A 26466-nucleotide genomic window follows, 5' to 3' on the forward strand; every position below is an offset into this window, starting at 1 on the left:
AAATCTGCCGGCACTGCCTTCGATGGTTCGAATCCGTCTCCCTCCACCATATTCTCCTTAATTGGAAAATCGAAAAGCCAACTCATTGAGTTGGCTTTTTTCGTTTCTGAGCTATGTATCCTTCTAAACGTGTCTTTCTAAACTTATCTTTCTAAACACGGTCCTCAACTTCCTAAACACTAACCCATTACAACCCAAGAAAGGCTAAGCGATCTAGCCCATTCAAACATCAGTGTTCCCATACTTCTGCATGACGCTCACAAGCCAGATAAGCAGCGCAGCCTAAGCAATTGGTCGATACATGTTCTTGGCATTCATTCGCCATTCTCTGTTTCTGCTGCAAAGTAATCTCAGGCTCCAATACGGGTTCAAAGAACTTGGTCATTACTCATCACATCCAAATAGAATCAATTAGTTAGTTAGTTAGTTAGTTAGTTAGTTAGTTAGTTAGTTAGTTAGTTAGTCTCAGGTTAATCCAACCTTTGAGCAAGATACATCTCTTAATATTTGTCGTGATGACACATTTCCGCTACTCATGTTCTTTGTCGATTCCGCACGTTTCGTCATATTGGCATTGTTCCTTGAATCAAAACCCCTTCCCCCCACCCAAAAAAAGCTCAAAGCCAATTTCCCTGCTGCGACTTATAGATACATATCATTAGACGCAAAAAAGCCCCTGATGATTTCTCAGCAGGGGCTTTATATTATTTGGTGTCATTCCGAATAACTACATCCTATTGATGTTGAGTTAAATCCTGGAATTAACCTTGAATACCAACAATTAACCAAGGTGCATTTTGAGTCGTTAGGTCACGCTCTAAGTGCCAGATATCAGTGATATCTTCTTCAATGCCGTCTGCGGTGTCACGGTAGCGACCGCTAAACTGAAGGCTTAGCTGTGCTTTACTACCATCGTGGTCTGCGCGAACGATTTCAGCATCAACGTACATTACGTCTGTGTGCTGATCACCGTCTAGCTTGTTACGCTCAGCTTTTAGGTCTTCAAATAGGCTTGGAGATACGTATTCTTCAATCGTGTTTAGCTCGTTGTGATTCCATGCACCTTGCAGTGTACGGTAGTGCTCACGAGAACCGTTGATGAATGCCGCTTGATCAAAACCTGGTGGGTAGTTATGTGGAACATCGCTTTGTGCACCAAAACCGAAACCACCAGCGCTATTTTGCGAATGGGGTTGTGATTGAGGCTGTGCTTGCTCGAAGTTATGAACATTTGGTTGTTGCTTAGGTTGTTCAAACTTGTTCTGACCCATGCCGCCGAATGCTGGCTGTTGACCACGTGCATTCTGCTGATTCATTGAGCCCTGCTTCGCACCCAGCATTCCGCGTAGGAATTTAAACGCTAGGAAAGCAATCAGACCCATGATCAGAATATCCATGAACTGGATACCTTCAAATGCGCCACCAAAGAATGCAGCTAAAAGACCACCAGCAAGTAAACCACCTAGCAGACCGCCCATAAGGCCTTTCTTGCTAGAGTTAGCTGCTGCTGTTTTCTTGCCAGTTTGATCTTGTCGGATCGAATTTGTGTTTTGTTGTTTTGGTGCTGGAGCCGTTTTAAAGCTTTTGCCAAATGACTTACCACCACCAAACTTTTTCGCTTCCGCGATTGGCGTCACCGCGACTGTTACCAACAGGATCGCGACTAGTGAGAAAAATCGTTTCATTATTATCCTTTATAGGTTTTTTTATCTTTCGACACCTTAATCATACTCGTTAACAAAGAACAATGAAATATTCACGACGTTTACACATGTATCATAATATTGCGGCTATTAATTGATTACTAAACTAGCGAAGGGATTGACGGCACTCTGGGGCAGCATTAAAATATTGAACGATGTTCATTTAATAGAAAGTACTCATGGCAAGACGAAACGATCATACTCGCGAACAATTAGTGCAATTAACCTTAAAGACGGTAACCGACTTCTTAGAAGAGCACTCTTATCACGAGCTAAGTCTACGTAAAATTGCCAATATGATTGGCTATGTCCCTAGCACCTTGGTGAATGTATTTGGTAACTACAACCTACTCCTTTTACACGTTGTTGCTCAAACATTAGATGAACTGTCGTCCCAATCTGCTTCTGCTGTTGAACAATCGAGCAACCCTCAACAGGCTCTTTTTAATCTTGCATACTGCTATCACGATTTTGCACAAAAACACCCTCACCGTTGGCAGCTTATCTTTGAGCACAACATGAATGGTGAAAACCTTCCTGAATGGCAATCGAACCGTATTGATAGAATGACAGGTATGTTAGAGCAATTGCTGGTAGCTATTGCTCCTGAACACACAGAAAGCGAAGTCATTAAAGCCAGCCGTGTATTATGGTCTGGAGTACATGGAATTACTCTACTTAGCGTTGATGATAAATTTTTCGCCTCTGAACCTATCGATGGTAAAGAGTTGATCAATAACCTAATCTCAAACTACTTAACCAACTGGTAATCATTCAAGGAAAGACAATGAACAACAGCAGCCAATCTTCGCTGTTAACGCAAAAAAGGTTCCTACCCTACTTTATTACTCAATTTCTAGGCGCCTTTAATGACAACATATTCAAAAATGTTCTGTTACTGTTTGTTGCTTTCGCAAGCGTAGATACGCTGCCTATTTCCAGCAATCTATTCATTAATTTGGCCGCTGGTCTTTTTATTCTGCCCTTCTTCCTGTTTTCTGCTTTGGCTGGTGTACTGGCTGACAAATACGAAAAATCTTGGTTTATACGTAAAGTTAAGCTCCTTGAAGTGGCGATCATGTCACTGGGTGCGATCGGGTTTATCTACGAAAGCTACGGGATACTACTCCTACTTCTGTTCCTAATGGGAACGCAAAGTGCCTTCTTTGGCCCGGTGAAATACGCACTGCTTCCACAACAATTGGAAACCAAAGAGCTGGTATCCGGCAACGCTTTAGTCGAAACCGGCACATTCTTAGCCATCCTTATTGGTACTCTAGGTGCCGGTATTATTGCATCTGAAGAAAGCGCGAAGCTCATTGCCGCGGTATGTATTGTTTCTTTCGCCGTGCTTGGCTATGTATCAAGCTGCTTTATTCCACAAGCGCCGAGTAACGCACCAGATCTGAAAGTAAAGTGGCAGCCAGTAAAGCTAACCCGCGCGACACTGGCGATTGCAAAAAAAGATCGCCCAACGTTTCAAGCTCTGATGTCTATCAGCTGGTTCTGGTTCCTTGGCGCTGCTTATCTAACTCAGTTTCCAAACTTCACAAAGCTCCACTTGAACGGCACTGAAAGCTCGGTTGCCTTTTTGTTAGCTCTATTCTCGGTCGGTATTGCGATAGGTTCTTTGGCTTGCGATAAGTTATCAAATCACAGAATTGAAATCGGCATCGTACCAATGGGTAGCCTAGGTATGTCGATTTTTGGGCTATTGATGGCGATATCCATTCCTGAGTCCTTGCCTGAATTTACTTCTTTCCATCAATTCGTGACGTATTCAGAGCTGTGGCCGCTGTTTGCTTATCTTCTGCTCTTGGGTGTCTCTGGCGGTATCTTCATTGTTCCTCTGTATTCTCTGATGCAGTTTCGAGCGAAACCAGATGAACGCGCTCAAGTGATTGCCGGGCTCAACATCTACAATTCACTATTCATGGTGGGAAGCGCCGTTTTGGGTATTGTTTGCCTGAGTGTTCTCGATCTTTCTATTCCACAGCTATTTGTGTTGCTCGCGATAGGGAATACTTTGGTTATGCTGTACCTGTTTTATCAGGTGCCTATCTACGCTTTCCGTTTCTTTACATGGGTGGTCACTCACACCATGTACCGAGTTAAGCACAAGAACTTACACCATCTTCCAGAGAATGGCGGCGCACTGATCGTATGCAACCATGTGAGTTATATGGATGCACTGCTTCTGAGTGCGGTTTGCCCTCGCTTGATTCGGTTTGTGATGGAAGAGGATTACGCCAAGCTGCCTCCACTACGTCGATTCTTAAAAAGAGCAGGAGTTATTCCAATCTCCGCGACCAACCGAAACTCGATTAGAAACGCTTTCAAAGAAGTTGAACGAGCCCTAGATGAAGGGCACATCGTCTGTATTTTCCCTGAAGGCAAGCTAACCGCTGATGGCGAAGTAGCCGAATTCATGCGTGGTATGGAGCTGATTATCAAACGATCTCCTGTACCTGTGATTCCAATGGCACTTAAAGGGTTATGGGGCAGTTACTTCAGTCGTTATAAAGGTCAAGCTTTCAAGGGACTACCCACCCGTTTCAGGGCCAAGTTAGAGATAGAAGCTGCCGAACCTATGCTAGCCAAGGAAGCTTCATGCGACACGCTTCGACAGTCAGTCTCTGATCTTCGCGGCTCACTACGCTAAATAACCAAGCCTTTATTCATATCAGCTGAACAAACGTTTAGTTTTACTTAACGTTTGTTCAATTCATTTAGACTTACTTACCATTGCGTTAAGCGTATAGTCTTCCACTACGCTGCCAATACTAGACGCGACGAATTAAATATAATGAATCTAAAAAAGTCTGTTCCATTTTATCTTGCTGCTCTGTTTTGCTTAACCCCATGGGTGAGTTCACCGACGGCACTCGTGATCGGCTTCCTTCTTGCGAGCTTAGGTTTAGTCCCTGAGCATCTAGAAGTGGGCAAACTCACCAAAAAGCTACTGGCCTACTCGATTGTCGGCTTAGGTTTTGGCATTCAGTTTGAGAAAGCATTAGCGGTCACAGGCGATGGTATTGGCCTCATTGTCACGACGATTATTGGTACCTTGGTCATTGGTTGGTTCTTGGCAAAACGCATGGGATTAGATCGCACCACGGGTTACCTTATCTCTTCTGGTACCGCAATTTGTGGTGGTAGCGCCATTGCCGCCGTAGCACCGGCCATCAAAGCTGATGATGAACAGATTGGCTTGGCGTTAGCCACTGTATTTGTGTTGAACTCGGTCGCCCTTTTCTTGTTCCCAATGATTGGCCATGCACTAGAGTTAAGCCAACAAACTTTCGGAACATGGGCTGCCATCGCGATTCATGATACTTCCTCTGTAGTCGGCGCAGCATCAGCATATGGCGAAGAAGCACTGACCACAGCAACCACATTGAAGCTCGCTCGCGCACTTTGGATTATCCCAATCGCGTTAGTCAGTGCAATGATCTTCAAGAACGATCAAAAGAAGATTACGATTCCTTACTTCATTTTCTTCTATTGCGCTGCTATTGCTGTTAGTGACTTGCTGCCACAATTTGAGATGGTCTATCAAGGTATCTTTGATGTGTCTAAGCGTGCATTGGTGGTGTGTCTATTCTTGATTGGTTGCGGTATTTCAGTAGAGAAGCTTAAAGCTGCTGGGCCGAAGCCATTGATGTTTGGTATTACAATGTGGACGATGATTTCGACAGGCTCATTAGCGTGGTTAACTCTCGCATAATACGCCTAATTACACCCAATACGTAAAGATGCACTGTAGATTGGTTAATGTATTAACCAGACACTCAGATTAACGAGCAACAAAACAAAAAGGCAAAGCTCTAATGGGCTTTGCCCCTATCGTTTTTAGTGAAAATATCGTTTGTAGTAAAGATATTCTTTGTTACAACAATCACGAATCAAACAGGGGCTTATCACTCTTCTTGCTCTCTCTTTTCATTAAAACAAGTACCACAACCAGCGCAAATGCAGTAAGTTCAGCCAATGAACGAGTCAGTCCTGACGAAACGAGCGCTTGGCCTATCTGCAGCAAAACCGCAATGATGAGGGCAACTTTCATAATAAGACCTTATTCTATAATCCGTTATTTATAGAGCTTATTATGATGGATGGTTATAAAGATAATAAATTCTGTTTTGAACTATCTAATTGCTAAATTAACTAACCTAGCGTAACTGCCCCTCTAGCCACTTAATAAACGTTCTTACCTTAGGTCGCTTTTCAGTGCCTAACGGACAGATCAATTCGTATCCTTTATCAGTATCCATACTTGGATAAGGCGTTATGAGCTCACCAGTCTCAATGTACGGCTTTACAAAATGATAGCGCCCCATTGCCACGCCGATATTATGCAGAGCACTCTGTACGCCCATATCGCGATGACTCACACAATAAAACTGCTCAAACAGATTTACATCGAGTTGATTGTGCTTGATCCAACGCTGCCACACATCAGAGCCTAGCGCATGAATGAAATTAATCCGGTGTAACGACTCTAAACCATCATCAAAGATGTCGTGTTCAGCGGCATAACTCGGCGTACACACCGGAATATACTTTTCACCAAACAGACGCTGTCGATGCATATCTTTGAGATCTTCAGCACCATAGTAAATGGCGACATCGAGATGATTTTGATGAAAGTCTTGCTCTTCTTGAGAGAAAATATTGAGGTTGAACTTTGGGTATCGCTGTTTGAAATCAGCTAGCCTTGGTAGCAACCAACTGTTAGCAAAGGCAGGACTGGTACCGATATTGATCTGCCCATACAAGTCTGTGTTAGTAATGTCTTCGATTTCGCCAAAAATAGAGCTCAACGACTTCGATAACGTGCGTTGAAAGCGTTGCCCTTCTTCGGTCAGTTCCAGCTTACGAGTGCCTCGTACAAACAAATTAAACCCAAGCTCTCCTTCCAACACTTTGATTCGATGGCTAACGGCTCCCTGAGTCAGATGCAACTTTTTTGCGGCTAACGTAAAGCTCATTTTCTCGGCAGCAACATTAAAAGTATGAAGATTTCTAAGTAAAGATTGATGGTTAGCCATACGAACTCATGCATTAAAAATTTTAATCCATAGTACTACCCGTTTCGTTTGTTTGCATTAAGAAATAAGTTTCTAATAGCCGCAGTTACTTAAAACCCTGCCTCGATCAATATTTAACTCCATAAGTTGACGAGCAGAAACATTAAAAAAATTAATTACAAACTTAGGGGCACGTATGAATATACTCGGGTATATGCAAAAAGTAGGTAAGGCATTGATGGTTCCCGTAGCCACACTGCCAGCTGCAGCAATCCTTATGGGGATCGGCTACTGGTTGGATCCTGTTGGTTGGGGTTCTGAAAGTATCTTAGCCGCATTCTTGATCAAATCAGGTGGTGCGATCATCGACAACATGGCGGTTCTGTTCGCGGTGGGTGTCGCATTTGGTTTAAGCCGTGATAAAAATGGTTCTGCCGCACTGTCTGGTTTTGTGATGTTCCTCGTCGTGACCACGCTACTTGCTCCAGGCTCAGTTGCTCAATTGATGGATGTTGAGTTAAGTGAAGTACCAGCGGCATTCGGAAAAATCAGCAACCAATTCGTGGGTATCATTGTCGGTATCATCTCTGCTGAGATCTACAATCGCTACTCAACGGTTGAGCTTCCTCAAGCTTTAGCTTTCTTCAGCGGTAAGCGTTTGGTTCCTATCCTTACCTCAATCGCAGGTATGGCGCTCTCTTTTGCTCTGTTATACATCTGGCCTGCTGTTTACGATGCTCTGATCGTTCTAGGAATTAAACTAGAAAGCATGGGCGCTGTGGGTGCCGGTCTGTTTGGTTTCTTCAACCGTTTGTTCCTATCCGTTGGTATGCACCACGCACTTTATCCTGTGTTCTGGTTCGACGTTGTGGGTATTAACGATATTCCAAACTTCCTCGGCGGTGCACAATCTATCGCTAACGGTACGGGTATTCCGGGTAAAACAGGTATGTACCAAGCGGGCTTCTTCCCTATCATGATGTTTGGCCTACCAGCAGCAGCATTGGCGATGTACCACTGCGCTGACGCGAAAAACAAGAACCAAGTATTCGCAATCATGCTTGCCGCTGCAATGGCTTCGTTCTTCACAGGCATTACAGAACCGCTAGAGTTCAGCTTTATGTTTCTAGCACCTGTATTGTTCCTAGTGCACGCTGTGTTAACAGGTCTGTCGCTTTACATTGCAGCAAGCATGGAATGGATGGCAGGCTTCGGCTTCTCTGCAGGCTTTGTTGACTTAGTGCTATCAAGCCAAAACCCGTTAGCGACTAACTGGTACATGTTACTAGTTCAAGGTGTGGTGTTCTTCGCGCTTTACTACGGTATTTTCCGTTTCGCTATCATCAAGTTCAATCTCCGTACTCCGGGTCGTGGTGAAGAGATGGAAGCAGAACGCGAGACAGAATCTCCAGAAGCGTTAGTTAGCCTAACCAACAACTACATCGAAGCTATTGGTGGTGCAGACAACATTCTAGAAGTGGACAACTGTATTACTCGCTTACGCTTAACAGTAAAAGACTCTTCAGAAGCAGACAGTGACAAACTGAAAAAACTAGGTGCTGCAGGCGTCGTTCCTATCGGAAAAGGTGGACTACAAGTCATTATCGGTTTAGGTAAGGTAGATAAGGTTGCTGAACAAATGAAGAAGGCACTCGCTTAAGCTAAACAGCCAGATGCAAAGATAAAAGCCTTAATGACCAGATAGAATATTAAGAATTTGTGATGGTTTCACCACCATCACAACCCCCTGAAGCGCAATTACGACTAGTCACCGTGTATTGCGCTTCATTTTATTGTTCTCAGTTCTATTTAGAACGTATCTGCTGTAACCACTGTGCCAATCCTGCGCGTGAAACCTTAATGCCTAGCTGTTCTTGATGAGGCATTAGATAGTACTCGACAGGAAATTTGAACCGTTCAAGACGGCCATTTAATTGCTCGGCAAACCATTCTTTGGTTGGTAAATCCGTACAATCCACAATAGCGACAGGTCGAAACCCGAATTCATCATCTTCAATCGGAACGATAAACGCCTGATTGATTAAAGATAACTGATTCAGTGCTCGTTCAATTTCTTCACAGTGGATATTCTCTCCCCCAGAAATAAACTGATTATCAGCACGACCAATTATCGACACTTGTTCGCCATCCCATTCGCCGAGGTCTTTACTGTCGAACCAACCGTTCTCATCCACCAATGGTGTTAACTCGCCCTGATAGTAATAACCAGAAGCAAGCGTATTGCCGCCAATAAAGATACGTTGATCTTCAATTTTCAACTGGCGTTGGTCGAGAACAAAACCTGCAGTATTACTAGAATCGACTGGCTTCGCGGTCACTGTTGAAGCTGCTTCTGTCATACCGTAGCCAAGCCAAGTTTCAATGCCCATTTGTTGAGCTTCAAGCCCTAGCGCTTCTGGGATATGGCTACCGCCTAAAAGCACATGAGTTAAAGTAAGTGCTTGCTTACTCTTTAGTAGCCTATGTAGTTGAGTAGCCACTAAAGAGGCATGGCTGCAACCTTCAATGTCTGTTTCAAGTTGGCCTGGCCCTATTTTGATGCAGCCACCAGCCGCCAACCAACGATGGATAATCGCCAATCCCGACACATGGTACATCGGTAAGCTAAGCAACCAAGTGTCAGCTTGTTCAAAGTTGAAAACGTCTAGTAAACCCTGAGCTGAACATAAGTGTTGCTGTAACGTGTGAGCCACCGCTTTCGGGTTTCCAGTAGAGCCAGAAGTGAATATGATGCTTGCTAGATTTTGCGGATTGAAGTTGGAGTCTTGAGATGTCGTTATCCTATTATCATCACCATCGACCTTCACTTCATCTAAGCAAGACAAGGTCACCAACTGAGTATTCAAATCGACAGTCTCTGATTGCTCTATCCCGCTACTGTCCAAAAGCCAAAGGTAGCTTTGTTGACCTGCTTGATATAAGGAATCGAGCTTTTGCTTCAGGCGTAAGCTAGGCTGAGGCATGGTGAAAGCGCAAATAACACCCAAATTGAGTGCGGCAAGATAAGCAGGAATCACTTCAGCTTGGTTCTTACCAACAATCATCAGTACATCACCTTCAGATAGACCTTGATGAGATAGCTGTTGTTGGTACTCACTCACCAGCACAGACACTTGCTGCCAAGTGTAAGCGCGGTTAGGAATCACTAACGCTGCTTGATGTGGGTTCTGCTGCGCCCACTGTACCCAGAGCGGGTGAGGATTAGATTGTGGACGCATCATAAGATAACCAAGTTATAGATTGAGAACGGTCTAAGCCAATCGAACGATCAGCCTAAGAAGACCAAATCAATTGCTGTTGTTCAAGCGTTGAAACTGGAAGCTGACAACCCGGCCAAGAGACTTCTAGCTGTTGCTGATACAAGCCAATCGTATCAAGCCCTGGAACTTCATTAGGCAAGTACTGTTGTGCCAATCGAGCAATCTGAGTTAAGCCAAGGCTAGACTCTATGCTTGAGCTTAGTACAGGTTTAATACCAAGCTGCTCCGCACGCTCAATGATTGCCACACAACGCTCTACTGAGCCAATCAAGGTTGGTTTAATCACAACCGCTTTAACACCCGTTAAGTCGCTAAGATCAAATTCTGGGCTTCGCACCGCTTCTTGCAATGTTTCGTCCCATGCAATCGCAACACCGTGGTCAATAGCAAAAGCTAAGCTGTCTTCTGGCTTCTGACAAGGCTCTTCAATAAAGCTAATACGCTGACGCAGTGACGGCGAAATGTATTTAATGAACTGCTTGGCTTTTTCTGGTTTCCACGCGCGGTTGGCGTCAAGTCTTAGGGTCAAATCAGGGATCGACTCAAGGAATAAGCTGACAAGCATGCCATCACGAATCGCTTCATAAAGACCAACTTTTACTTTGGCAACCTTCTCGCCTTTCATCTCATTCAGCACAGGGATCAATTCATCTGGATCGCCTGTACACAACGGCGCGGCTTGGTAGTTACCTTCCGCATTGAGTTCGCCTCGTAATTCCATTATCGCCATCGAAAAACCGAAGGCAACAGAAGGATATAACTCATCAAAAGGCGTTTGAGGGTTATTGTGGCTCCAAAGCTCTAATTCGTGTTGCAGCTGAATGCCAGCTTGTTCAGCATCTTCTTGGCTAAAACCTGGCAAAGGCGCAACTTCGCCAAAACCAGTTTTACCATCACACTCAAGTTGGATGATATAGCCAACGCGTTCGTTCAACTTATTGTCACGAAGAATCACACCACTATCCATAGGTAATTGATAACGGTAGAGTTTAGCGTGACGCTGAGAATTCACTGAGTTCATAAAGTTTCCTAAAAAACGGGGAACATCAAAACAAAACGAGCCGCTATTAGCGACTCATTTTAAAGAAGAGAAAGACTATGGGTTACGCGGAAATTTGTCGAAATCAGGTCGACGTTTCTCGTTGAATGCGTTTCGGCCTTCTTGGCCTTCTTCTGTCATGTAGAACATCATGGTTGCGTTACCCGCCAACTCTTGAAGGCCTGCTTGGCCGTCACAGTCTGCGTTTAGTGCGGCTTTCAAGCAACGCAGTGCCATTGGGCTGTGTTGAAGAACTTCACGACACCAACGAACCGTTTCTTTTTCTAGGTCAGCAACAGGCACGACTGTGTTTACTAGACCCATGTCCAATGCTTCTTGAGCATCGTAGAAACGACACAAGAACCAGATTTCACGCGCTTTCTTTTGGCCAACGATACGAGCCATGTAAGAAGCACCCCAACCGCCATCGAATGAACCTACTTTAGGACCCGTCTGACCGAACTGAGCGTTTTCAGCTGCGATAGTAAGGTCTGCCATCATGTGAAGTACATGACCGCCACCAACTGCCCAACCCGATACCGCTGCGATTACTGGTTTTGGACAAGTACGAATTTGACGTTGGAAATCAAGTACGTTCAGGTGATGTGTACCTGAATCATCTTGATAACCGCCGTAGTCACCACGGATACTTTGGTCACCACCAGAACAGAACGCCTTCTCACCAAGACCCGTCAAAATGATTACGCCAACCTTCTCGTCATAACGAGCATCAGCCAATGCATTGATCATCTCTTTTACGGTTTGTGGACGGAACGCATTGTGGACTTGAGGACGAGCAATCGTGATTTTCGCAATACCGTCGTCAGACTTGTGGTACTGAATATCTTCAAATTGACTGCTTTCATCGCGCCAGTTAACTGCTGCGTAAAGTTCTTCTTCTGTGATGCCTACTGTTTTAGCCATGGTGATTCCCATTGTTCTATTAGAGACCACGACTAACGAATAGTCGTGACGGTGTTGCTCTGCTTTTGATAGTGCTTGATACGAGAGAACCGCTCAGTCAGTTTAGCGGCGACTGGCGATACATTGGATGATCAGGTTGGAAAACAACTCTGGTTGCTCAAAATGAACATTATGACCAGCGTAATCAACCTGACTATATTCAAAGCCACTATTCTCAGCTAGCTCCATGAATTTACGATCTTTTTCACCACACACATAATGCAATTGATGCTCATGAGATTTCAATGTGGCACGTAAATCCGGTTGCTTAGCTAACGAAGTAGATAACAACATATTTGCTACGGATACTCCAAGGTTACCACTACGCTTTATGACCAAAGTTTGTCTTTGCTCATGATTTAGTGAAGAAAAGACGCTTTGTTGATACCAATCGTCTAAAACATCTTCAATCGACTGCTGCGCAAAGCGGACAGCCCACTGCGTATCATGTACTAACCTTTGTGCTCGTTCTTCATCACACTCCAGACCAAAGTTGCCACCTTCAATAATGACTTTCTCAAGATTGAGCGTTTCGAAGCAAGGGCTTGTCACCCCATACATGGCAAGCCTACCACCCATAGAGTAGCCAATCACCACGATAGGATAATCCGCAGGAAGATCGTTGAGCGCAAGTTGAGAAGTGATGCACTGAACGATTTTCTTGCAGCAATGATCAAAGCCTACCGGATCGATAAAGCGACTTTGTCCGTGCCCGGGCAAATCTATGCAAAGACGAGGAAAGTCCTCTAGATATGGATGACATGCGCTCCAATCATCACCGCTTCCGAGTAAACCATGTAGAAAAACAAGCAAAGGTTTGTCAGAAGATTCTTGTACAGCTGGGTAATAATTGGAGTAAAGCATGTAAAGTCCTTAGGCTAATGCCTCGGTGAGCATTGAACTGAATTGTTTCAGCAAAGTAGACGCTTGTTCGGGAGGCGTCTTAACTTCAACGAGCAAGGTACCCTGACCTTGTTCGAAATGTTGTTCGACAATCGTTTGATAGCAATTCAAAGTTTCTGGCGCCGCATAACCAAGCTGGAATTGCGCAGCAGCGTGTTCAAAACTGAAACCATGGGGCATTTTATAAAGTGACTGTTTTTGCTGCTCTGGTACCGGCAACAAGTCAAAGATCGCACCGCCATCATTGTTAGTCACAACAATCACCATCGGCGTTACATTGTGAGTAAACAGAGCCAGTGAATTGAGGTCGTAAAGCAAAGAGGTATCGCCAATCAACATTATCAAGGGGTTTTGGTTGGCTTTCACCACACCCGCAGCCGTCGCCACCAAGCCATCAATGCCCGATGCGCCACGATTACTGTAAACTTGATTCGCAGATATTGATGACAGCATATCCACCAGCCTTACCATCAAGCTGTTTCCCACAAACAACTCTCTGTCTTTAAGTCTAGTCGACAAGTCAACTGCAACGCTCAACTCGGTCAGTTGGTCATTATTGGATATTTGTGCCAATGCCAATTGTTGAACCGTATTCGCGATTTCGACCAAAGGTGCAGCCCAACCTGCATGTTGACCTAACAAGGTAGGTAAATGCTGTTCTGACACCCATGACTCGATATCAGCAACGATATGGGTTTGAGGCAGATGATCTTGGTTGATTCGGTGCGTATCTGGTGACACAACAATGTATTGTGACGAGCAGAATGATGAAGCTTGCGACTTTATCCAATGATTAAGGCGCTTAGAAACAACACGCTCACCGAACTGAAGGATGAAATCACATTGATTGAGTTGCGCTTTAGCTACGTCACTCTGCATCCACAGATCATAATGCTTCCAATCACTTGTGACACCTGATTGAGGATCGCAAAAAACTGGCCAGCCTAATGCAGTGGCAAACTGCTGAGCTTTTGTCGCTTGTTCAATATCGAGCGAACCGAGAATAACCACACCCTTACGTCCAAGATACTCACTTGGAGCAATCGGTTGTGTATTCACTTGATTAGGTAAAAACGTTTGGCTGTAACAAGCTGTTCCCGACTTCCACCCAGAGATACTGGATGTGTATTCCGCATACATTTCCGCGCTATTCGCAGAATATAGAGGCTCAGGGAACGGACAGTTGATATGAATCGCACCGCCAACATTGCGTTGTTTCGCTAGCGCGTTATCAACGGATGTCAGAAGCCAATTCAATGAAATCTGTGTGGTTGGACTGGGTAGATTTAAAGCACTTTCAACATGGGAAGAAAAGATGCCTTGCTGTTGAATCGCTTGATTAGCGCCACAGTCGACTAAATCGATAGGTCGATCAGAGGTCAGCAAAATCAGTTTCTCTCGTGTCAGTCCAGATTCAGCCGTCGCAGGAAGCAAATTCGCCACAGCAGTACCAGAGGTGACAATCACGGCAACTGGCTTATTGCTGGCTTTTGCTAAACCTAACGCAAGAAAACCAAGCCCACGCTCATCAAAGTGCGTGTGCAGTGTCAGTTTTGGATTGGCTTCGGCTTCGAGTGTTAATGGTGTTGAGCGCGAGCCTGGCGCAACACAAACATGTTCAACGCCGCTGCGGGCTAACTCTTCAAGTAACGTATTACACCAAACTCTATTTAATACGGCTTGGTCGTGGTTCATGACGCCACACCCAATGGTGGATGATCTGAAATTAAGCTGAGCAGAGTCGACATTTTCTTATTCAACTCTTGCCACTCATGTTCAGCAACCGATCCCGGTACGATCCCGGCACCCGCAAACAGTTGTACTTGATCGTTTACAATCAAGGCACTTCGAATCGCGACACAGAATTCAGCGCGTTGATGGCTAATATAACCAACAGAGCCTGCATACCAACCTCTCGCAAACGGTTCGTGTTCAAGTATGAAATCCATCGCTTCTTTACGAGGTAATCCCGCTACCGCAGCCGTCGGCTGTAAGGCAGCAAGCAACTGCACACCATTGACGCCGTTATTGAGCTGAGCATGGATATTACGTTTAAGATGTTGCACCTTACGCAAACGCACTAGGCGCGCCTCTTTTTCAACGTGTACCGTTTGAGAATGAGGAGTGAGACGCTCAATAATGTCGTCGACCACATACTGGTTTTCATTGAGGTTTTTACTGTCTTGAGAAAGCCAATTGGCTAACTCCATATCTTCTGTCGCGTTTTCTCCGCGACCAATGGTTCCAGCAAGCGCTTCAGTATCAAGCTCAGTGCCATATCGACTGTACAAACGCTCTGGCGTTGAGCCGATAAAGCTGTGTTTGGAATCCAATACCAACATAAAGTGAAAGCTGTGATGGTTTTGCAGGTAGCTGGCCTTAAGCAACTGAGCCGCGCAGATTGGCGCATCGAGTTGCAATGTGGTTTTACGCGCCAAAACGACTTTTTTGTACTCTTCGTCGCTAATGCCTTTCAGCACTTTATCGACAAGGTTGCCCCACTGCTCTCGTTCTGGAACATGGTTAATCTGCTCAATGTGCGCCGACAAAGGGGCCAATATCGCCGCTTCGACAGAAAGCTTATTTAGAGCATTAATAGAAGCAACACGATCAGGGGATAAGTTGACGGCTAACGACCAAGTATTGTCAAAGCGGATCAGTTCAACCTGAGGAAGGAAGAAAAACGATTCCATGCAACGGCGGTTTTTTGCGGTGTGCCCGTCAAACGAGCGCCCACCCCAGATTCGTTGGTCTTCACCAAGAATTGCGTACGCGGGAGCGGGATCAGAAAAAGTATGTATTTGCCCGAGCGCAACGACCTCTTCACGAGTATCACGTGACTGCCAGTAGAACTTTGGAAAGAGCGGTTGAGCATGAAGCCATTCTATAAATGCAAACGATGGTTTTTGCGTTAGAACTTCAACACAACGAACTTCACTTGCTTGGGCATTTTGTACTCGCTCAATCAAAGCGGAGATAGTTTGCTGGAAATGTGACAAATCGACCTCGTTCACATCTAAATTATTATTATATTAGTTTGATACTTTATGGGCAGCACCCACTTAGATCAAGAATCTACTATATCTTTTGAACATTCGTGTGATTTTAAGCGATCTAGCCCCTTTATTCACCTTAGCCAATAACAAAGAAAGCGATTAATTAAAATTTAGAAAAGAGTGACAACAAAAAGACCAAACGTGACACTGAAATGCGACATTCATCAGATTTTTATTCTATCAAACCCCATTTTGCGGTACTTTAATAAAGTATTTAAATTAATTTCAGGAAATCGGCAATGCAAAATATCGGGATGTCGTCAAAACTCAACAATGTATGCTACGAAATCAGGGGGCCTGTACTCAAACATGCTAAGCGCATGGAAGAAGAAGGGCATAAAATACTGAAGCTTAATATTGGTAACCCCGCCCCATTTGGTTTTGACGCCCCTGATGAAATCCTTGTTGATGTAATCCGTAACCTACCGACATCTCAAGGTTATTGCGACTCAAAAGGCATCTATTCAGCCCGTAAAGCGGTTGTTCAGCACTACCAGAAAAAAGGCCTACGTAACCTTGATGTAGAAGACGTTTACATTGGCAACGGCGCATCAGAGCTTATCGTGATGTCTATGCAGGCGCTACTGGATAATGGTGATGAAATCTTAGTTCCTGCTCCGGATTACCCACTATGGACAGCGTCTGTTGCACTTTCTGGTGGTACACCGGTTCACTACATGTGTGATGAGGATGCAGATTGGTATCCAGACCTTGATGACATGCGTGCGAAGATCTCACCAAAGACTCGCGGCATCGTTCTTATCAACCCGAACAACCCAACAGGCGCTGTATACAGCCGTGATTTCCTATTACAAGTTGTTGAAATTGCTCGTGAGCACGGGTTAATTATCTTCGCTGATGAAATCTACGACAAAGTGCTTTACGACGGTGCGGTACACACTTCAGTTGCAACGCTTGCCGAAGATGTATTAATGGTCACATTCAACGGTCTGTCTAAGGCTTACCGTGTATGTGGTTTCCGTGGTGGCTGGATGTTCTTAACGGGTCCAAAACACATAGCGAAAGGCTACGTTGAAGGGCTAGAAATGCTGGCCTCGATGCGTTTGTGTGCCAACGTGCCAATGCAACACGCGATCCAAACCGCGCTCGGCGGCTATCAGAGTATTAATGAACTGATTCTGCCAGGCGGTCGACTACTTGAGCAACGCGACCGCGCATGGGAGCTGATCAACAAGATCCCTGGCGTTTCTTGTGTTAAACCGAAAGGCGCAATGTACCTGTTCCCTAAGATCGATACCAAGATGTACAACATCAAAGACGATCAGAAGTTTGTGCTCGACTTCCTTAAGCAAGAGAAGGTGCTATTGGTTCAAGGTACTGGCTTCAACTGGCCAAAACCGGATCACTTCCGCATCGTGACTCTGCCACATATCGAAGATCTAGAAATCGCGATTGGTCGTCTAGAGCGCTTCTTGCAGACTTACAGCCAAGACGACCTCATCGAAGGTTAATAAGCACAAAGAAAGATGGCTACAATTTGCTGTTTTAAAAGACTTTAACTTGTATTCATTCACTTCTATGCTTAAAAGGCTCCTGTTTGGGAGCCTTTTTTGTATCCGCTGTCTCGTGTCCCTGTGCAAACACAAGATACGAGTGGAGCATTGCTTATACCAATCACAGTAAGTAAGTGTTCAGAAATAGCGCAGGGAAAAAACTTGAGAACAAGGCAGCTCTTTTCGACAAGCAGCTTTGATAAGTAGTTATTCTACAATCAAAAATTCTAACAAAGTTATCGAGTTTTTTAACAAGCTAGGATGACCAGTTATTTACTACGATTGGTACTATAAGGACATTTATGAAACAGAGCCATTTCTTCGCCCATCTCGCACGCATGAAGCTTATCCAACGCTGGCCTTTGATGCGCTCAGTCTCAAGCGAGAACATTTCAGAGCATAGCCTACAGGTCGCTTTCGTCGCCCACGCCTTGGCGCTTATCAAAAACAAGAAGTTTGATGACAAACTCAACCCAGAACACATTGCTCTGCTTGGCATGTACCACGATACCAGTGAAGTGCTAACAGGTGATTTGCCGACGCCAGTTAAATACTACAATCCAGACATCGCACAAGAGTATAAGAAGATAGAAGCGGCAGCAGAGCAAAGACTGCTTTCAATGCTGCCAGAAGAGTTCCGAGACGACTTCGCACCCTTCTTAATATCTGGAACAGCAAGTAAAGAAGAACAAAGCATCGTTAAGCAAGCCGACACTATCTGCGCTTACCTCAAGTGTTTGGAGGAGCTCAGTGCGGGCAACCATGAGTACGAACAAGCGAAACGCCGACTAGAAGAGACTCTCGAACAGCGTAAAAGCCCGGAAATGGACTACTTTCTCACCACATTTGCGCCGAGCTTTGAATTATCACTAGACGAGATAAGCTAGCTGGGTATAAGTTGAGTGTAATTAGCTAAATAAATCAATTTGATAGGTGCTATTTTGAATTCTCCACTCGAACCACCATTTGAACTCGAACAAGAATGGCAACATCGAAATGACGATGAACATAAAATAAGGCGTGATGACCACCGTAGCCCGTATCAACGCGATCGTGCGCGGGTGCTTCACTCTGCCGCTTTTCGCCGCCTCCAAGCAAAAACCCAAGTTCATGGCACCACGGTAAACGATTTCCACCGAACTCGCCTTACTCATTCGCTAGAAGCCGCTCAGCTGGGTACCGGTATCGTTGCCCAGCTGAAAAAAAAGCAGCCCGAGTTTCGAGATTTGTTGCCTTCAGACAGTTTGATTGATTCATTGTGTCTTGCTCACGACATTGGCCACCCACCTTATGGGCATGGTGGCGAAGTCGCGTTGAACTATATGATGCGCGATCATGGTGGTTTTGAGGGCAATGCTCAAACATTTCGCATTGTCACGCAGCTAGAACCTTACACTGAACATCACGGGATGAACCTATCTCGACGCACTTTGTTAGGTCTGATTAAGTACCCTTCTTTGCTGAGTGAGGTTCAAGCTAAATTACAATCTGAGCCTGTTAAGCATCAACGACAGCTCCGAGCCAAAGATTGGATGCCAGCAAAATGCATCTACGATCATGATGAAGAACTTTTTAACTGGGTACTGGAGCCGCTTTCAAGCAGCGACCAACAGCTTCTAAAACAGAAAAGAAAAAAACACACCGAACCTCTTGAACATAATAAGACAAAATATAAGTCACTTGATTGTTCGATTATGGAGCTTGCTGATGACATCGCGTATGGCGTCCACGATTTAGAAGATGCGATTGTGCTTGGCTCTGTCACCAAATCTCAATGGGTCGAGTCGGCTTACCCTCAACTTAAAGAGATGGCAGACCCTTGGGTTTGTGAACACCTAGATTCAATCACAGAGATGCTTTTCTCTGGTGAGCAATATCGTCGAAAGGATGCGATTGGTGGGATAGTCAACGCACTGTTGACCAGTATTTCGATTGAACGAGTAGATGCTAGATTTGAGAATGTACTGCTTGCTTACAATGCGGTGCTTGAACCGAGCATGGACGCCACACTCGACAAACTGAAACACTTTGTCAGCGAGTTCGTGATTCAAGTGCCACAGGTTCAAGTGATCGAATATAAAGGTCAGCAGATTATCATGGATATGTTTGAAGCATTCAGCGCAGATCCTGAACGCTTGCTGCCACTACCTATCAAGATGCAATGGCTACAACATCAAGATGAGTCTCGAAAAATGCGCGTGATTGCGGATTACATTTCATCAATGACCGATGATCTTGCGCAGAAAATGCATCAGCAACTGTTCTCAGCTCATACCGAGTTTTAATTCCTGGCTCACTTTACTGAAACAGCTTAATCTAAGTAGTTTTTCTCAAACACGCCCGGTGGCATTTGATTGATTTGAAACTGAATCATTCGGTCAAATGCCGTTAGCAGAGGGCTAAAGTCTCGATCATTTTCTAACAAGCTCAACAGATGATAACCCGCCTCTACTGTCGAAAGGCTGTTTTCACTTGGCGCTTTGCGAATTCGGTAATTACCCTTGAGATCTTTCGGCAAGTGAACCGTATTCAGCGCATGCAAGTTACTCGATACTTGCCACATTTTGAACGCCTTCTTCCACGTGCCATCCAATAAAATCACACGCAGCTTCTTATTTGGAGATGTTGCCGACTCAACTGAAATAGAGTTTTCACTTGGGTATAAAATCACATGTTGGTAATGTTCATCGGCCAGCAATGCGTTCAATTGTTCGTTGTCTGAAAAATCTTCACCGACAAGCGTCACGCTGTTATTTAGAGATAACGAGAGGATACGCGCAGTTCCCATCGGGCGATGCTCTTCTGATGGGTGCTGAAGAATGATAAGCTCAACATTCGATTCGAGTGGTGTAACCCACTGGCAAATACAAGCTTTCAAAGCCTTGCTGCATTGGGGGCAATAACGAGACATGGATTTAATGTGTACCCTGTTTTAATTTTCACTTCACTTTTATGCGTCTTATTCCAATTTGAGCCAATACAAGCTTGGGTCGTATGGGATAGCAATGCGATTGCCGAGGGGCAATGGTGGCGGATCCTAACAGGAAACTTTTCACATACCAACTACTCGCACCTTCTGATGAATCTAGCAGGCTTATGGATCATCAGCTATCTGTTTCAACCGAGTAAAAAACAGCTTGTTTTTGCTCTGCTTGTGATTAGTTTAGTGACTGGAATCGCTCTGTTGTTTTCGAGTATTCAGATCTATGTTGGCCTATCTGGCACTTTGCATGGGTTGTTTGGCTTATTCGCGCTCAGTGAGGCTTTAAACGGTAGGAGATCAAGTTGGCTGTTAGTATTGGGATTAATCGCTAAGATCGCTTGGGAGCAGCTTATTGGCCCTTCTAGCACGACTGGTGAACTGATTAATGCTCGTGTCGCGATTGAAGCCCACCTAGCAGGTGCATTGGCCGGAGGCTTCATATCTATCGCTTCATTTCTAACAAGTAGACAAACGGATTAAAGTTGAATTCTTTCGCGGTTCTTTTTAACCGTGGCTTCACCTATCCCTTTCACACTCACCAAATCATCAGCAGTCGTAAATGCCCCGTTTTGATCCCTGTAATCGACGATCTCTTGAGCTTTCTTATCCCCAACACCAACCAATAGCGCTGACAGCTCTTCAGCTGTCGCGGTATTGATATTGACCGTAATTTCAATGCCATCGTAAAGCTCTGCCTTAGTTGGGCTGTCTGCATACGCTGCGGGGCTTAACAGAATCAGAAATGTAAGAAATAATGTTGAATATATCGTGCGCATAAACCGTTCCTTTGTTCAAAAAACGTAACTTATGCATTTGCTGCGCTAGATAAAACACTCACCAGACAAAAATAAAGCGGGTCACCTAAGTGACCCGCTTCGTTATACATCTAATTTTCATCAATTTGTTAGCTAGCTCGCAAACCGAGTTGCTACACTACTTTCAAGTTGTCTTCTCAAGTTGCATTACTCGGCAGAAGACTACCGAGTAAATTCAAAGCTTATTGAGCTTGACCAACGATGTAGTATTCAACGTCTGCATTTTTACGCAGTACGTTTAGTACATTAGTAAGGTCTTGTTGATTACCAACGCGCTCTAACTGTGCACCAAGTTGTGTGCTGTAAGCAGGGTTGATTTCAGCCGTTACTTTAGAAAGCTCAACAACAACGATGTTACCGTCTTGATCTTTAGATTGACCGAACACAGCTTGGCCGGCTTCTGGTTTCGCTAGAGCGAATACAGATGCCGCTAATGGCGAGTTACGGTCAATCGTTTCAAGTTCAGTGAACTCAAGGTTGTTGTCCGCTAGTACTGCTTCATTGCCTTGCTCAAGTTCGTTCACTAGAGAAACACCTAGCTCAACCGCTTGCTGCTCTGCTTGTACAGCAGACAATGCAGCGACAACTTGATCTTTCACTTCAGCTAGAGGAAGAACTGTCTCGTCGCGAGTCTCTTCTACACGTACAACAATAACGTGCTCAGGAGCCACTTCGATAACTTCAGAGTTCAAACCGTCTTCTTTCACTTCAGGGCTCAAGATAGCTTGCATTACTGCAGGCGTCATCAGAACTTCTGGAGCGTCAGCTTGAGAGATGAAATCAGTCGTCGTGATCTTTGCGTTGATAGCTTCAGCAGAGTCGTCTAGAGAATCTGGGAATTCAAACGCTACTTTTTCAAGTTCAGTTTGTTGCTCGTAGAACTGATCAACTGCGTGTTGGTCTAGAAGCTCTTGCTTAATATCAGTAGCAACTTCAGTGTAAGGCTGAGCTTGAGATGCTTTTACTTCGTCTAGCTTGATGATGTGGTAGCCAAAATCAGATTTAACTAAGCCAGTTGTATCGCCAATATTCACAAGAGCGAAAGCCGCGTCTTCGAATGCTGGGTCCATAACATCACGTTCAATCCAACCTAGGTCACCGCCAACGTCTGCACTACCGAAGTCGTCAGATTTCTCTTCTGCTAGCGTAGCAAAATCAGCGCCTGCATTTAGCTCGTCTAAGATTGACTGTGCTTTCGCTTCGTCATCACCTTGAACTAGGATGTGACTAACTTTGCGTTGCTCTTCAGTAGAGTACTTGTCTAGGTGCTCTTGGTAATATTTCTGTGCTTCCTCATCACTAACTTCAAGCTGCGATTTAAGAGCTTCAGCAGAAAGTTCGATGTAAGACACCTTAGCCTGCTCTGGACGAGTGTAAGCCGCAGGGTTCTCTTGGTAGTACAGTTCGATTTGCTCGTCAGTTAACTCGATATTTTTCGCTAGGTCAGCAACAGATAGTGTCACTGTACGAATGTCACGAGTTTGAGCAATAAGCTTGCTCTGAATATCAATTTCGCCTTGAAGAACAAATTCACTGCCTTGAAGTGCAGTCACAAGCTGGTTACGCATTAGGTCACGACGCATGTATTCAGCGAAGCTTTCTGCGCTGAAACCTGCACGACGTAATGCCGATTGGTAAACTTCTTGGTCGAATTGACCAGCCGTTTGGAACTGAGGCATTTCTAGAATCATGGTACGGATTTGAGAATCACTGATTCGTAGGCCTAGAGACTCTGCTTGCTGCTCAAGTAGAACATCGTTGATCATGCGATCAAGTACTGACTTACGGAAAGACTCAACGTATGTAGGGTCTGCAAGCATTTGAGCGAAGTAATCGCCAAGTTGAGATTGCATGCGATTACGTTCGTTTTGGTAAGCTTGTTCGAACTCACCACGAGCAATTTCTGTGTTGCCAACTTTAGCTGCTGCGTTGTTACCGCCACCGGTGATGTAGCTGCCTACACCTGCGAATACGAATGACAGGATAATCAACCCAAGGATAATTTTTACCGCGATGCTATTCACGCCTTCGCGTAATCGATCCATCATAATTTAAGTGCTCTCCGGATATGAAGCATTGGCTTCAAAATAAAAATCTATTCACGCGATATTATCAGAAAAAGAAATGCGCATCAGTAGGATGCGCATAATTTAAATAAGTTCAATGTGCTTTGCACATATACTGTTTAAAAATGAAACATCATTGTTCAAACAGTAAACGCATATTACTGCCTTCCCCTCACAAAAACTTGAGGTTTCAGCAACAAAAATTAGTTACATGCGTCTTTAAGTGCTTTACCCGCTTTGAAGCCAGGTACTTTAGCTTCTGCGATTTGGATCTCTTCACCAGTTTTTGGGTTACGACCTGTACGAGCAGCACGAGTACGAACACTGAAAGTACCAAAGCCAACAAGTGCAACTTGGTCGCCTGATTGTAGCGTTGTGCCAACTGCTTCGATGAAAGCGTCTAGAGCGCGACCAGCTGAAGCTTTAGAGATGTCTGCGTTTTCTGCGATTGATTCTACTAGTTGTGTTTTATTCACTGTTTTTCCCCTATGTGTCATCTGTGACTACTTCTCGATGACTGTACGTTCCATTTTGGTTTTAATTTAGCCGCAAGCCTTATTACAAAAGGGCTGCCGCTTTAGTCGAATAACTTAGCGTCCAAAAAAAACGCTGACAAGCCTTTTCGGGTCTATCAGCGTAATTCTTTACTTATTTTTGCTATGCATCACTATTTTTTCACGTCGAACTCGACCCCTGACGGATCTCGTTCTAGTGCGACTTTCAGTACTTCATCAATCCATTGAACCGGAATCACCTTCAAGTCAGCGATTACGTTGTCTGGAATCTCTTCCAAATCACGTTCATTGTCTTTAGGAATCAAGACCGTTTTAATACCACCGCGGTGCGCTGCAAGCAGCTTTTCTTTCAAGCCACCGATAGGTAAAACTTCACCACGAAGGGTAATTTCACCGGTCATACCAACCTCTGCTTTTACAGGGTTACCCGTTAAGCTAGAGACCAATGCAGTACACATTGCGATACCCGCACTCGGGCCATCTTTTGGCGTTGCACCTTCCGGTACGTGAACATGAATGTCACGTTTCTCGTAGAAATCGGTGTTAATACCCAAATTTTCCGCACGAGAGCGAACCACTGTCATTGCCGCTTGAATCGACTCTTTCATCACATCGCCTAGTGAACCGGTTTGCGTTAGCTTACCTTTACCTGGCATTGATTCAGTTTCGATGGTCAGTAGATCGCCACCTACTTGCGTCCATGCTAAGCCAGTTACTTGGCCGATACGGTTGCTTTCATCCGCTTTACCGAAGTCATGACGTTGCACACCTAAGTACTCTTTCAGGTTATCAATGTTAACCGTTACAGATTTAAGGTCGCTGTCTAACAAGATATTCTTCACTGCTTTACGACAGATCTTAGAGATTTCACGCTCTAGGCTACGCACACCCGCTTCACGCGTGTAGTAACGAATGATGCCGATGATTGCAGAGTCTTCAATCTCAATCTCATGAGGCTTAAGACCGTTGCGTTGAACTTGCTTGTCCAATAGGTGGCTCTTAGCAATGTTCAGCTTTTCATCTTCTGTGTAACCCGACAGGCGAATCACTTCCATACGGTCCAATAGTGGGCCCGGAATATCCATCGAGTTAGACGTTGCAACAAACATCACATCAGATAAATCGTAATCGACTTCTAGGTAGTGATCGTTAAATGCGTTGTTTTGCTCAGGGTCTAGTACTTCTAGAAGCGCAGAAGATGGGTCGCCACGCATATCAGAAGACATCTTATCGATTTCATCTAATAGGAACAGTGGGTTCTTAACACCAACTTTAGACATCTTCTGGATTAATTTACCCGGAAGTGAACCGATGTACGTACGACGGTGACCACGAATCTCAGCTTCATCACGAACGCCGCCTAGCGCCATACGTGTGTACTTACGACCCGTTGCCGCGGCAATCGAACGGCCTAGTGAAGTTTTACCAACACCAGGAGGACCAACAAGACAAAGGATTGGACCTTTTAGTTTGTTGATACGGTTTTGTACTGCCAAGTATTCGAGAATACGTTCTTTAACACGTTCTAAGCCGTAGTGATCTTCGTTTAAGATCTCTTCCGCTTTCGCTAAATTCTTTTTAACTTTTGAACGCTTAGCCCAAGGAACGCCTACCATCCAATCAATGTAACTACGTACTACTGTTGCTTCAGCAGACATTGGCGACATCATTTTCAGTTTTTGCAGTTCTTGCTCAGTTTTTTCACGAGCTTCTTGAGGCATCTTAGAATCTTCGATCTTCTTCTTCAGAGTCTCGAATTCATCAGGCGCGTCGTCCATCTCGCCCAGTTCTTTCTGAATCGCTTTCATTTGCTCATTCAGATAGTACTCACGCTGAGACTTTTCCATCTGTTTCTTAACGCGGCCACGGATGCGTTTTTCAACTTGCAGGATATCAATTTCTGACTCCATTTGGCCCATCAAGAATTCCAGGCGTTCCGTCACATCTGAAATTTCTAGAACGTGCTGCTTATCTACCAGTTTAAGTGGCATGTGCGCAGCAATCGTATCAGCAAGGCGAGCAGCCTCATCAATACCGTTCAGCGAGGTTAGAACCTCTGGTGGAATCTTTTTGTTCAGCTTAATAAAGCCCTCGAATTGATTGATCGCACTGCGAACAACCACTTCTTGTTCTTTTTCGTCAAGTTCTGAGGTTACAACGTATTCGGCATCCGCTAAGAAAAACTCACTCTCTTTGAACTGGTGAATTTTTGCACGCTGCTGACCTTCGACAAGTACTTTTACGGTACCATCTGGCAGCTTTAGCAACTGAAGAATAGTAGCGACTGTACCTACGTTAAATAGGTCGTCGATTGAAGGCTCATCAGTGTCCGCTTCTTTCTGCGCTACAAGTAGTACTTGTTTGTTAGCTTCCATTGCCGATTCAAGGCAAGTAATCGATTTTTCACGACCAACAAACAATGGAATAACCATGTGTGGGTAAACCACTACATCACGTAGAGGTAGCACGGGGATTTCGATACGCTCGGAACGTTCCAAGTTCATATATTTCTCTCTTCCGCTTTAACTTATAAAGCAGTATATGGGGCTTAAACGACTGGATTCAATGGAAGAATAAAAAAAAGGAGGTAATTGCTTA

Annotated in this window: 23 protein-coding genes; 8 read left to right on the top strand and 15 right to left on the bottom strand. The window is 44.7% G+C overall.

What is annotated here, in order from left to right; all coding sequences use genetic code 11:
• Window positions 1-229: 229 nt before the first annotated feature.
• Together ACED42_RS11075 and ACED42_RS11080 are read right to left on the bottom strand one after the other, a co-directional pair.
• Window positions 230-385 (bottom strand): hypothetical protein, encoded by a 156-nt coding sequence (locus ACED42_RS11075; RefSeq protein WP_167852952.1) that lies wholly within the window; start codon window positions 383-385, stop codon window positions 230-232.
• 376 nt (window positions 386-761) lie between these two features.
• Window positions 762-1685, bottom strand: coding sequence for a Tim44 domain-containing protein (locus ACED42_RS11080; RefSeq protein ID WP_009847262.1), 924 nt, complete (start codon window positions 1683-1685; stop codon window positions 762-764).
• A gap of 197 nt (window positions 1686-1882) precedes the next feature.
• Here ACED42_RS11080 and ACED42_RS11085 point away from each other — a divergent pair, with 197 nt between their 5' ends.
• From ACED42_RS11085 to ACED42_RS11095, 3 genes are all read left to right on the top strand, one after another.
• The gene (locus ACED42_RS11085; RefSeq protein ID WP_012604487.1) at window positions 1883-2473 is read left to right on the top strand and encodes a TetR/AcrR family transcriptional regulator; all 591 of its coding nucleotides are present in this window, start codon (window positions 1883-1885) and stop codon (window positions 2471-2473) included.
• A 17-nt stretch (window positions 2474-2490) separates the two neighbouring features.
• A complete protein-coding gene (locus tag ACED42_RS11090; protein WP_371702564.1) occupies window positions 2491-4365 on the top strand; it encodes an MFS transporter in 1875 nt (624 codons plus the stop codon).
• A 144-nt stretch (window positions 4366-4509) separates the two neighbouring features.
• Window positions 4510-5430 (top strand): YeiH family protein, encoded by a 921-nt coding sequence (locus tag ACED42_RS11095; RefSeq protein ID WP_029223440.1) that lies wholly within the window; start codon window positions 4510-4512, stop codon window positions 5428-5430.
• Window positions 5431-5601: 171 nt separating this feature from the next.
• On the opposite strand, the gene ACED42_RS11100 is transcribed toward ACED42_RS11095, so the two are convergent.
• Both ACED42_RS11100 and ACED42_RS11105 read right to left on the bottom strand, forming a co-directional pair.
• Window positions 5602-5769 carry a hypothetical protein gene (locus ACED42_RS11100; RefSeq protein WP_371702566.1) on the bottom strand — a complete coding sequence of 56 codons (168 nt, stop codon included), beginning with the start codon at window positions 5767-5769 and terminating at the stop codon, window positions 5602-5604.
• 106 nt (window positions 5770-5875) lie between these two features.
• The gene (locus ACED42_RS11105) at window positions 5876-6754 is read right to left on the bottom strand and encodes a LysR substrate-binding domain-containing protein (RefSeq protein WP_017098789.1); all 879 of its coding nucleotides are present in this window, start codon (window positions 6752-6754) and stop codon (window positions 5876-5878) included.
• 193 nt (window positions 6755-6947) lie between these two features.
• On the opposite strand from ACED42_RS11105, the gene nagE reads away from it, so the two are divergent.
• On the top strand, window positions 6948-8393 hold the full coding sequence (gene nagE, locus ACED42_RS11110) for an N-acetylglucosamine-specific PTS transporter subunit IIBC (RefSeq protein WP_371702606.1): 1446 nt from the start codon (window positions 6948-6950) through the stop codon (window positions 8391-8393).
• A 145-nt stretch (window positions 8394-8538) separates the two neighbouring features.
• Here the strand turns inward: nagE and menE are convergent, their stop codons facing one another.
• The 6 genes from menE to ACED42_RS11140 form a co-directional block, all read right to left on the bottom strand.
• Window positions 8539-9975, bottom strand: a complete 1437-nt coding sequence (gene menE / locus ACED42_RS11115; protein WP_371702567.1) for an o-succinylbenzoate--CoA ligase — start codon at window positions 9973-9975, stop codon at window positions 8539-8541.
• A gap of 52 nt (window positions 9976-10027) precedes the next feature.
• Entirely contained in the window at window positions 10028-11035 is a 1008-nt protein-coding gene (gene menC, locus ACED42_RS11120; protein ID WP_371702569.1) for an o-succinylbenzoate synthase, read from the bottom strand.
• A gap of 75 nt (window positions 11036-11110) precedes the next feature.
• On the bottom strand, window positions 11111-11977 hold the full coding sequence (gene menB / locus ACED42_RS11125) for a 1,4-dihydroxy-2-naphthoyl-CoA synthase (RefSeq protein WP_010439547.1): 867 nt from the start codon (window positions 11975-11977) through the stop codon (window positions 11111-11113).
• A gap of 102 nt (window positions 11978-12079) precedes the next feature.
• Window positions 12080-12880, bottom strand: coding sequence for a 2-succinyl-6-hydroxy-2,4-cyclohexadiene-1-carboxylate synthase (gene menH / locus ACED42_RS11130; RefSeq protein WP_017103207.1), 801 nt, complete (start codon window positions 12878-12880; stop codon window positions 12080-12082).
• Between the two features lie 9 nt (window positions 12881-12889).
• Window positions 12890-14614: a 2-succinyl-5-enolpyruvyl-6-hydroxy-3-cyclohexene-1-carboxylic-acid synthase gene (menD, locus tag ACED42_RS11135; RefSeq protein ID WP_371702570.1), complete on the bottom strand. Its 1725-nt coding sequence runs from the start codon at window positions 14612-14614 to the stop codon at window positions 12890-12892.
• On the bottom strand, window positions 14611-15918 hold the full coding sequence (locus ACED42_RS11140) for an isochorismate synthase MenF (protein ID WP_029225431.1): 1308 nt from the start codon (window positions 15916-15918) through the stop codon (window positions 14611-14613). Before ACED42_RS11140 ends, menD begins: the two co-directional genes overlap by 4 nt.
• Before the next feature lie 296 nt (window positions 15919-16214).
• Between ACED42_RS11140 and ACED42_RS11145 the strand changes: the two genes are divergently transcribed.
• From ACED42_RS11145 to ACED42_RS11155, 3 genes are all read left to right on the top strand, one after another.
• Window positions 16215-17447 (top strand): pyridoxal phosphate-dependent aminotransferase, encoded by a 1233-nt coding sequence (locus ACED42_RS11145; protein WP_371702571.1) that lies wholly within the window; start codon window positions 16215-16217, stop codon window positions 17445-17447.
• A 344-nt stretch (window positions 17448-17791) separates the two neighbouring features.
• A complete protein-coding gene (gene yfbR, locus ACED42_RS11150; RefSeq protein WP_371702573.1) occupies window positions 17792-18376 on the top strand; it encodes a 5'-deoxynucleotidase in 585 nt (194 codons plus the stop codon).
• A gap of 54 nt (window positions 18377-18430) precedes the next feature.
• Window positions 18431-19774 carry an anti-phage deoxyguanosine triphosphatase gene (locus tag ACED42_RS11155; RefSeq protein WP_371702574.1) on the top strand — a complete coding sequence of 448 codons (1344 nt, stop codon included), beginning with the start codon at window positions 18431-18433 and terminating at the stop codon, window positions 19772-19774.
• 26 nt (window positions 19775-19800) lie between these two features.
• On the opposite strand, the gene ACED42_RS11160 is transcribed toward ACED42_RS11155, so the two are convergent.
• Window positions 19801-20400 carry a tRNA-uridine aminocarboxypropyltransferase gene (locus tag ACED42_RS11160; protein WP_371702575.1) on the bottom strand — a complete coding sequence of 200 codons (600 nt, stop codon included), beginning with the start codon at window positions 20398-20400 and terminating at the stop codon, window positions 19801-19803.
• Window positions 20401-20409: 9 nt separating this feature from the next.
• On the opposite strand from ACED42_RS11160, the gene rrtA reads away from it, so the two are divergent.
• Window positions 20410-20952, top strand: coding sequence for a rhombosortase (gene rrtA / locus ACED42_RS11165; RefSeq protein WP_371702577.1), 543 nt, complete (start codon window positions 20410-20412; stop codon window positions 20950-20952).
• Here the strand turns inward: rrtA and ACED42_RS11170 are convergent.
• From ACED42_RS11170 to lon, 4 genes are all read right to left on the bottom strand, one after another.
• Window positions 20949-21248 (bottom strand): ComEA family DNA-binding protein, encoded by a 300-nt coding sequence (locus ACED42_RS11170; RefSeq protein ID WP_012604502.1) that lies wholly within the window; start codon window positions 21246-21248, stop codon window positions 20949-20951. The genes rrtA and ACED42_RS11170 overlap by 4 nt on opposite strands.
• A 221-nt stretch (window positions 21249-21469) precedes the next feature.
• Complete coding sequence (gene ppiD / locus ACED42_RS11175) at window positions 21470-23335, bottom strand: peptidylprolyl isomerase (protein WP_371702579.1); 1866 nt, start codon at window positions 23333-23335, stop codon at window positions 21470-21472.
• 221 nt (window positions 23336-23556) lie between these two features.
• A complete protein-coding gene (locus ACED42_RS11180; protein ID WP_012604504.1) occupies window positions 23557-23850 on the bottom strand; it encodes an HU family DNA-binding protein in 294 nt (97 codons plus the stop codon).
• Window positions 23851-24020: 170 nt separating this feature from the next.
• Window positions 24021-26372, bottom strand: coding sequence for an endopeptidase La (gene lon / locus ACED42_RS11185; protein ID WP_012604505.1), 2352 nt, complete (start codon window positions 26370-26372; stop codon window positions 24021-24023).
• Between the last annotated feature and the right edge of the window lie 94 nt (window positions 26373-26466).

Source organism: Vibrio sp. FF145, from assembly GCF_041439075.1.
GTDB lineage: Bacteria > Pseudomonadota > Gammaproteobacteria > Enterobacterales > Vibrionaceae > Vibrio > Vibrio tasmaniensis_A.

Excerpts from the sequence above, each read along its gene's own strand:
- ACED42_RS11075 (WP_167852952.1), bottom strand. The coding sequence starts at position 385 with ATGACCAAGTTCTTTGAACCCGTATTGGAGCCTGAGATTACTTTGCAG.
- ACED42_RS11080 (WP_009847262.1), bottom strand. The coding sequence starts at position 1,685 with ATGAAACGATTTTTCTCACTAGTCGCGATCCTGTTGGTAACAGTCGCG.
- ACED42_RS11085 (WP_012604487.1), top strand. The coding sequence starts at position 1,883 with ATGGCAAGACGAAACGATCATACTCGCGAACAATTAGTGCAATTAACC.
- ACED42_RS11090 (WP_371702564.1), top strand. The coding sequence starts at position 2,491 with ATGAACAACAGCAGCCAATCTTCGCTGTTAACGCAAAAAAGGTTCCTA.
- ACED42_RS11095 (WP_029223440.1), top strand. The coding sequence starts at position 4,510 with ATGAATCTAAAAAAGTCTGTTCCATTTTATCTTGCTGCTCTGTTTTGC.
- ACED42_RS11100 (WP_371702566.1), bottom strand. The coding sequence starts at position 5,769 with ATGAAAGTTGCCCTCATCATTGCGGTTTTGCTGCAGATAGGCCAAGCG.
- ACED42_RS11105 (WP_017098789.1), bottom strand. The coding sequence starts at position 6,754 with ATGGCTAACCATCAATCTTTACTTAGAAATCTTCATACTTTTAATGTT.
- nagE (WP_371702606.1), top strand. The coding sequence starts at position 6,948 with ATGCAAAAAGTAGGTAAGGCATTGATGGTTCCCGTAGCCACACTGCCA.
- menE (WP_371702567.1), bottom strand. The coding sequence starts at position 9,975 with ATGATGCGTCCACAATCTAATCCTCACCCGCTCTGGGTACAGTGGGCG.
- menC (WP_371702569.1), bottom strand. The coding sequence starts at position 11,035 with ATGAACTCAGTGAATTCTCAGCGTCACGCTAAACTCTACCGTTATCAA.
- menB (WP_010439547.1), bottom strand. The coding sequence starts at position 11,977 with ATGGCTAAAACAGTAGGCATCACAGAAGAAGAACTTTACGCAGCAGTT.
- menH (WP_017103207.1), bottom strand. The coding sequence starts at position 12,880 with ATGCTTTACTCCAATTATTACCCAGCTGTACAAGAATCTTCTGACAAA.
- menD (WP_371702570.1), bottom strand. The coding sequence starts at position 14,614 with ATGAACCACGACCAAGCCGTATTAAATAGAGTTTGGTGTAATACGTTA.
- ACED42_RS11145 (WP_371702571.1), top strand. The coding sequence starts at position 16,215 with ATGCAAAATATCGGGATGTCGTCAAAACTCAACAATGTATGCTACGAA.
- yfbR (WP_371702573.1), top strand. The coding sequence starts at position 17,792 with ATGAAACAGAGCCATTTCTTCGCCCATCTCGCACGCATGAAGCTTATC.
- ACED42_RS11160 (WP_371702575.1), bottom strand. The coding sequence starts at position 20,400 with ATGTCTCGTTATTGCCCCCAATGCAGCAAGGCTTTGAAAGCTTGTATT.
- ACED42_RS11170 (WP_012604502.1), bottom strand. The coding sequence starts at position 21,248 with ATGCGCACGATATATTCAACATTATTTCTTACATTTCTGATTCTGTTA.
- ppiD (WP_371702579.1), bottom strand. The coding sequence starts at position 23,335 with ATGATGGATCGATTACGCGAAGGCGTGAATAGCATCGCGGTAAAAATT.
- ACED42_RS11180 (WP_012604504.1), bottom strand. The coding sequence starts at position 23,850 with ATGACACATAGGGGAAAAACAGTGAATAAAACACAACTAGTAGAATCA.
- lon (WP_012604505.1), bottom strand. The coding sequence starts at position 26,372 with ATGAACTTGGAACGTTCCGAGCGTATCGAAATCCCCGTGCTACCTCTA.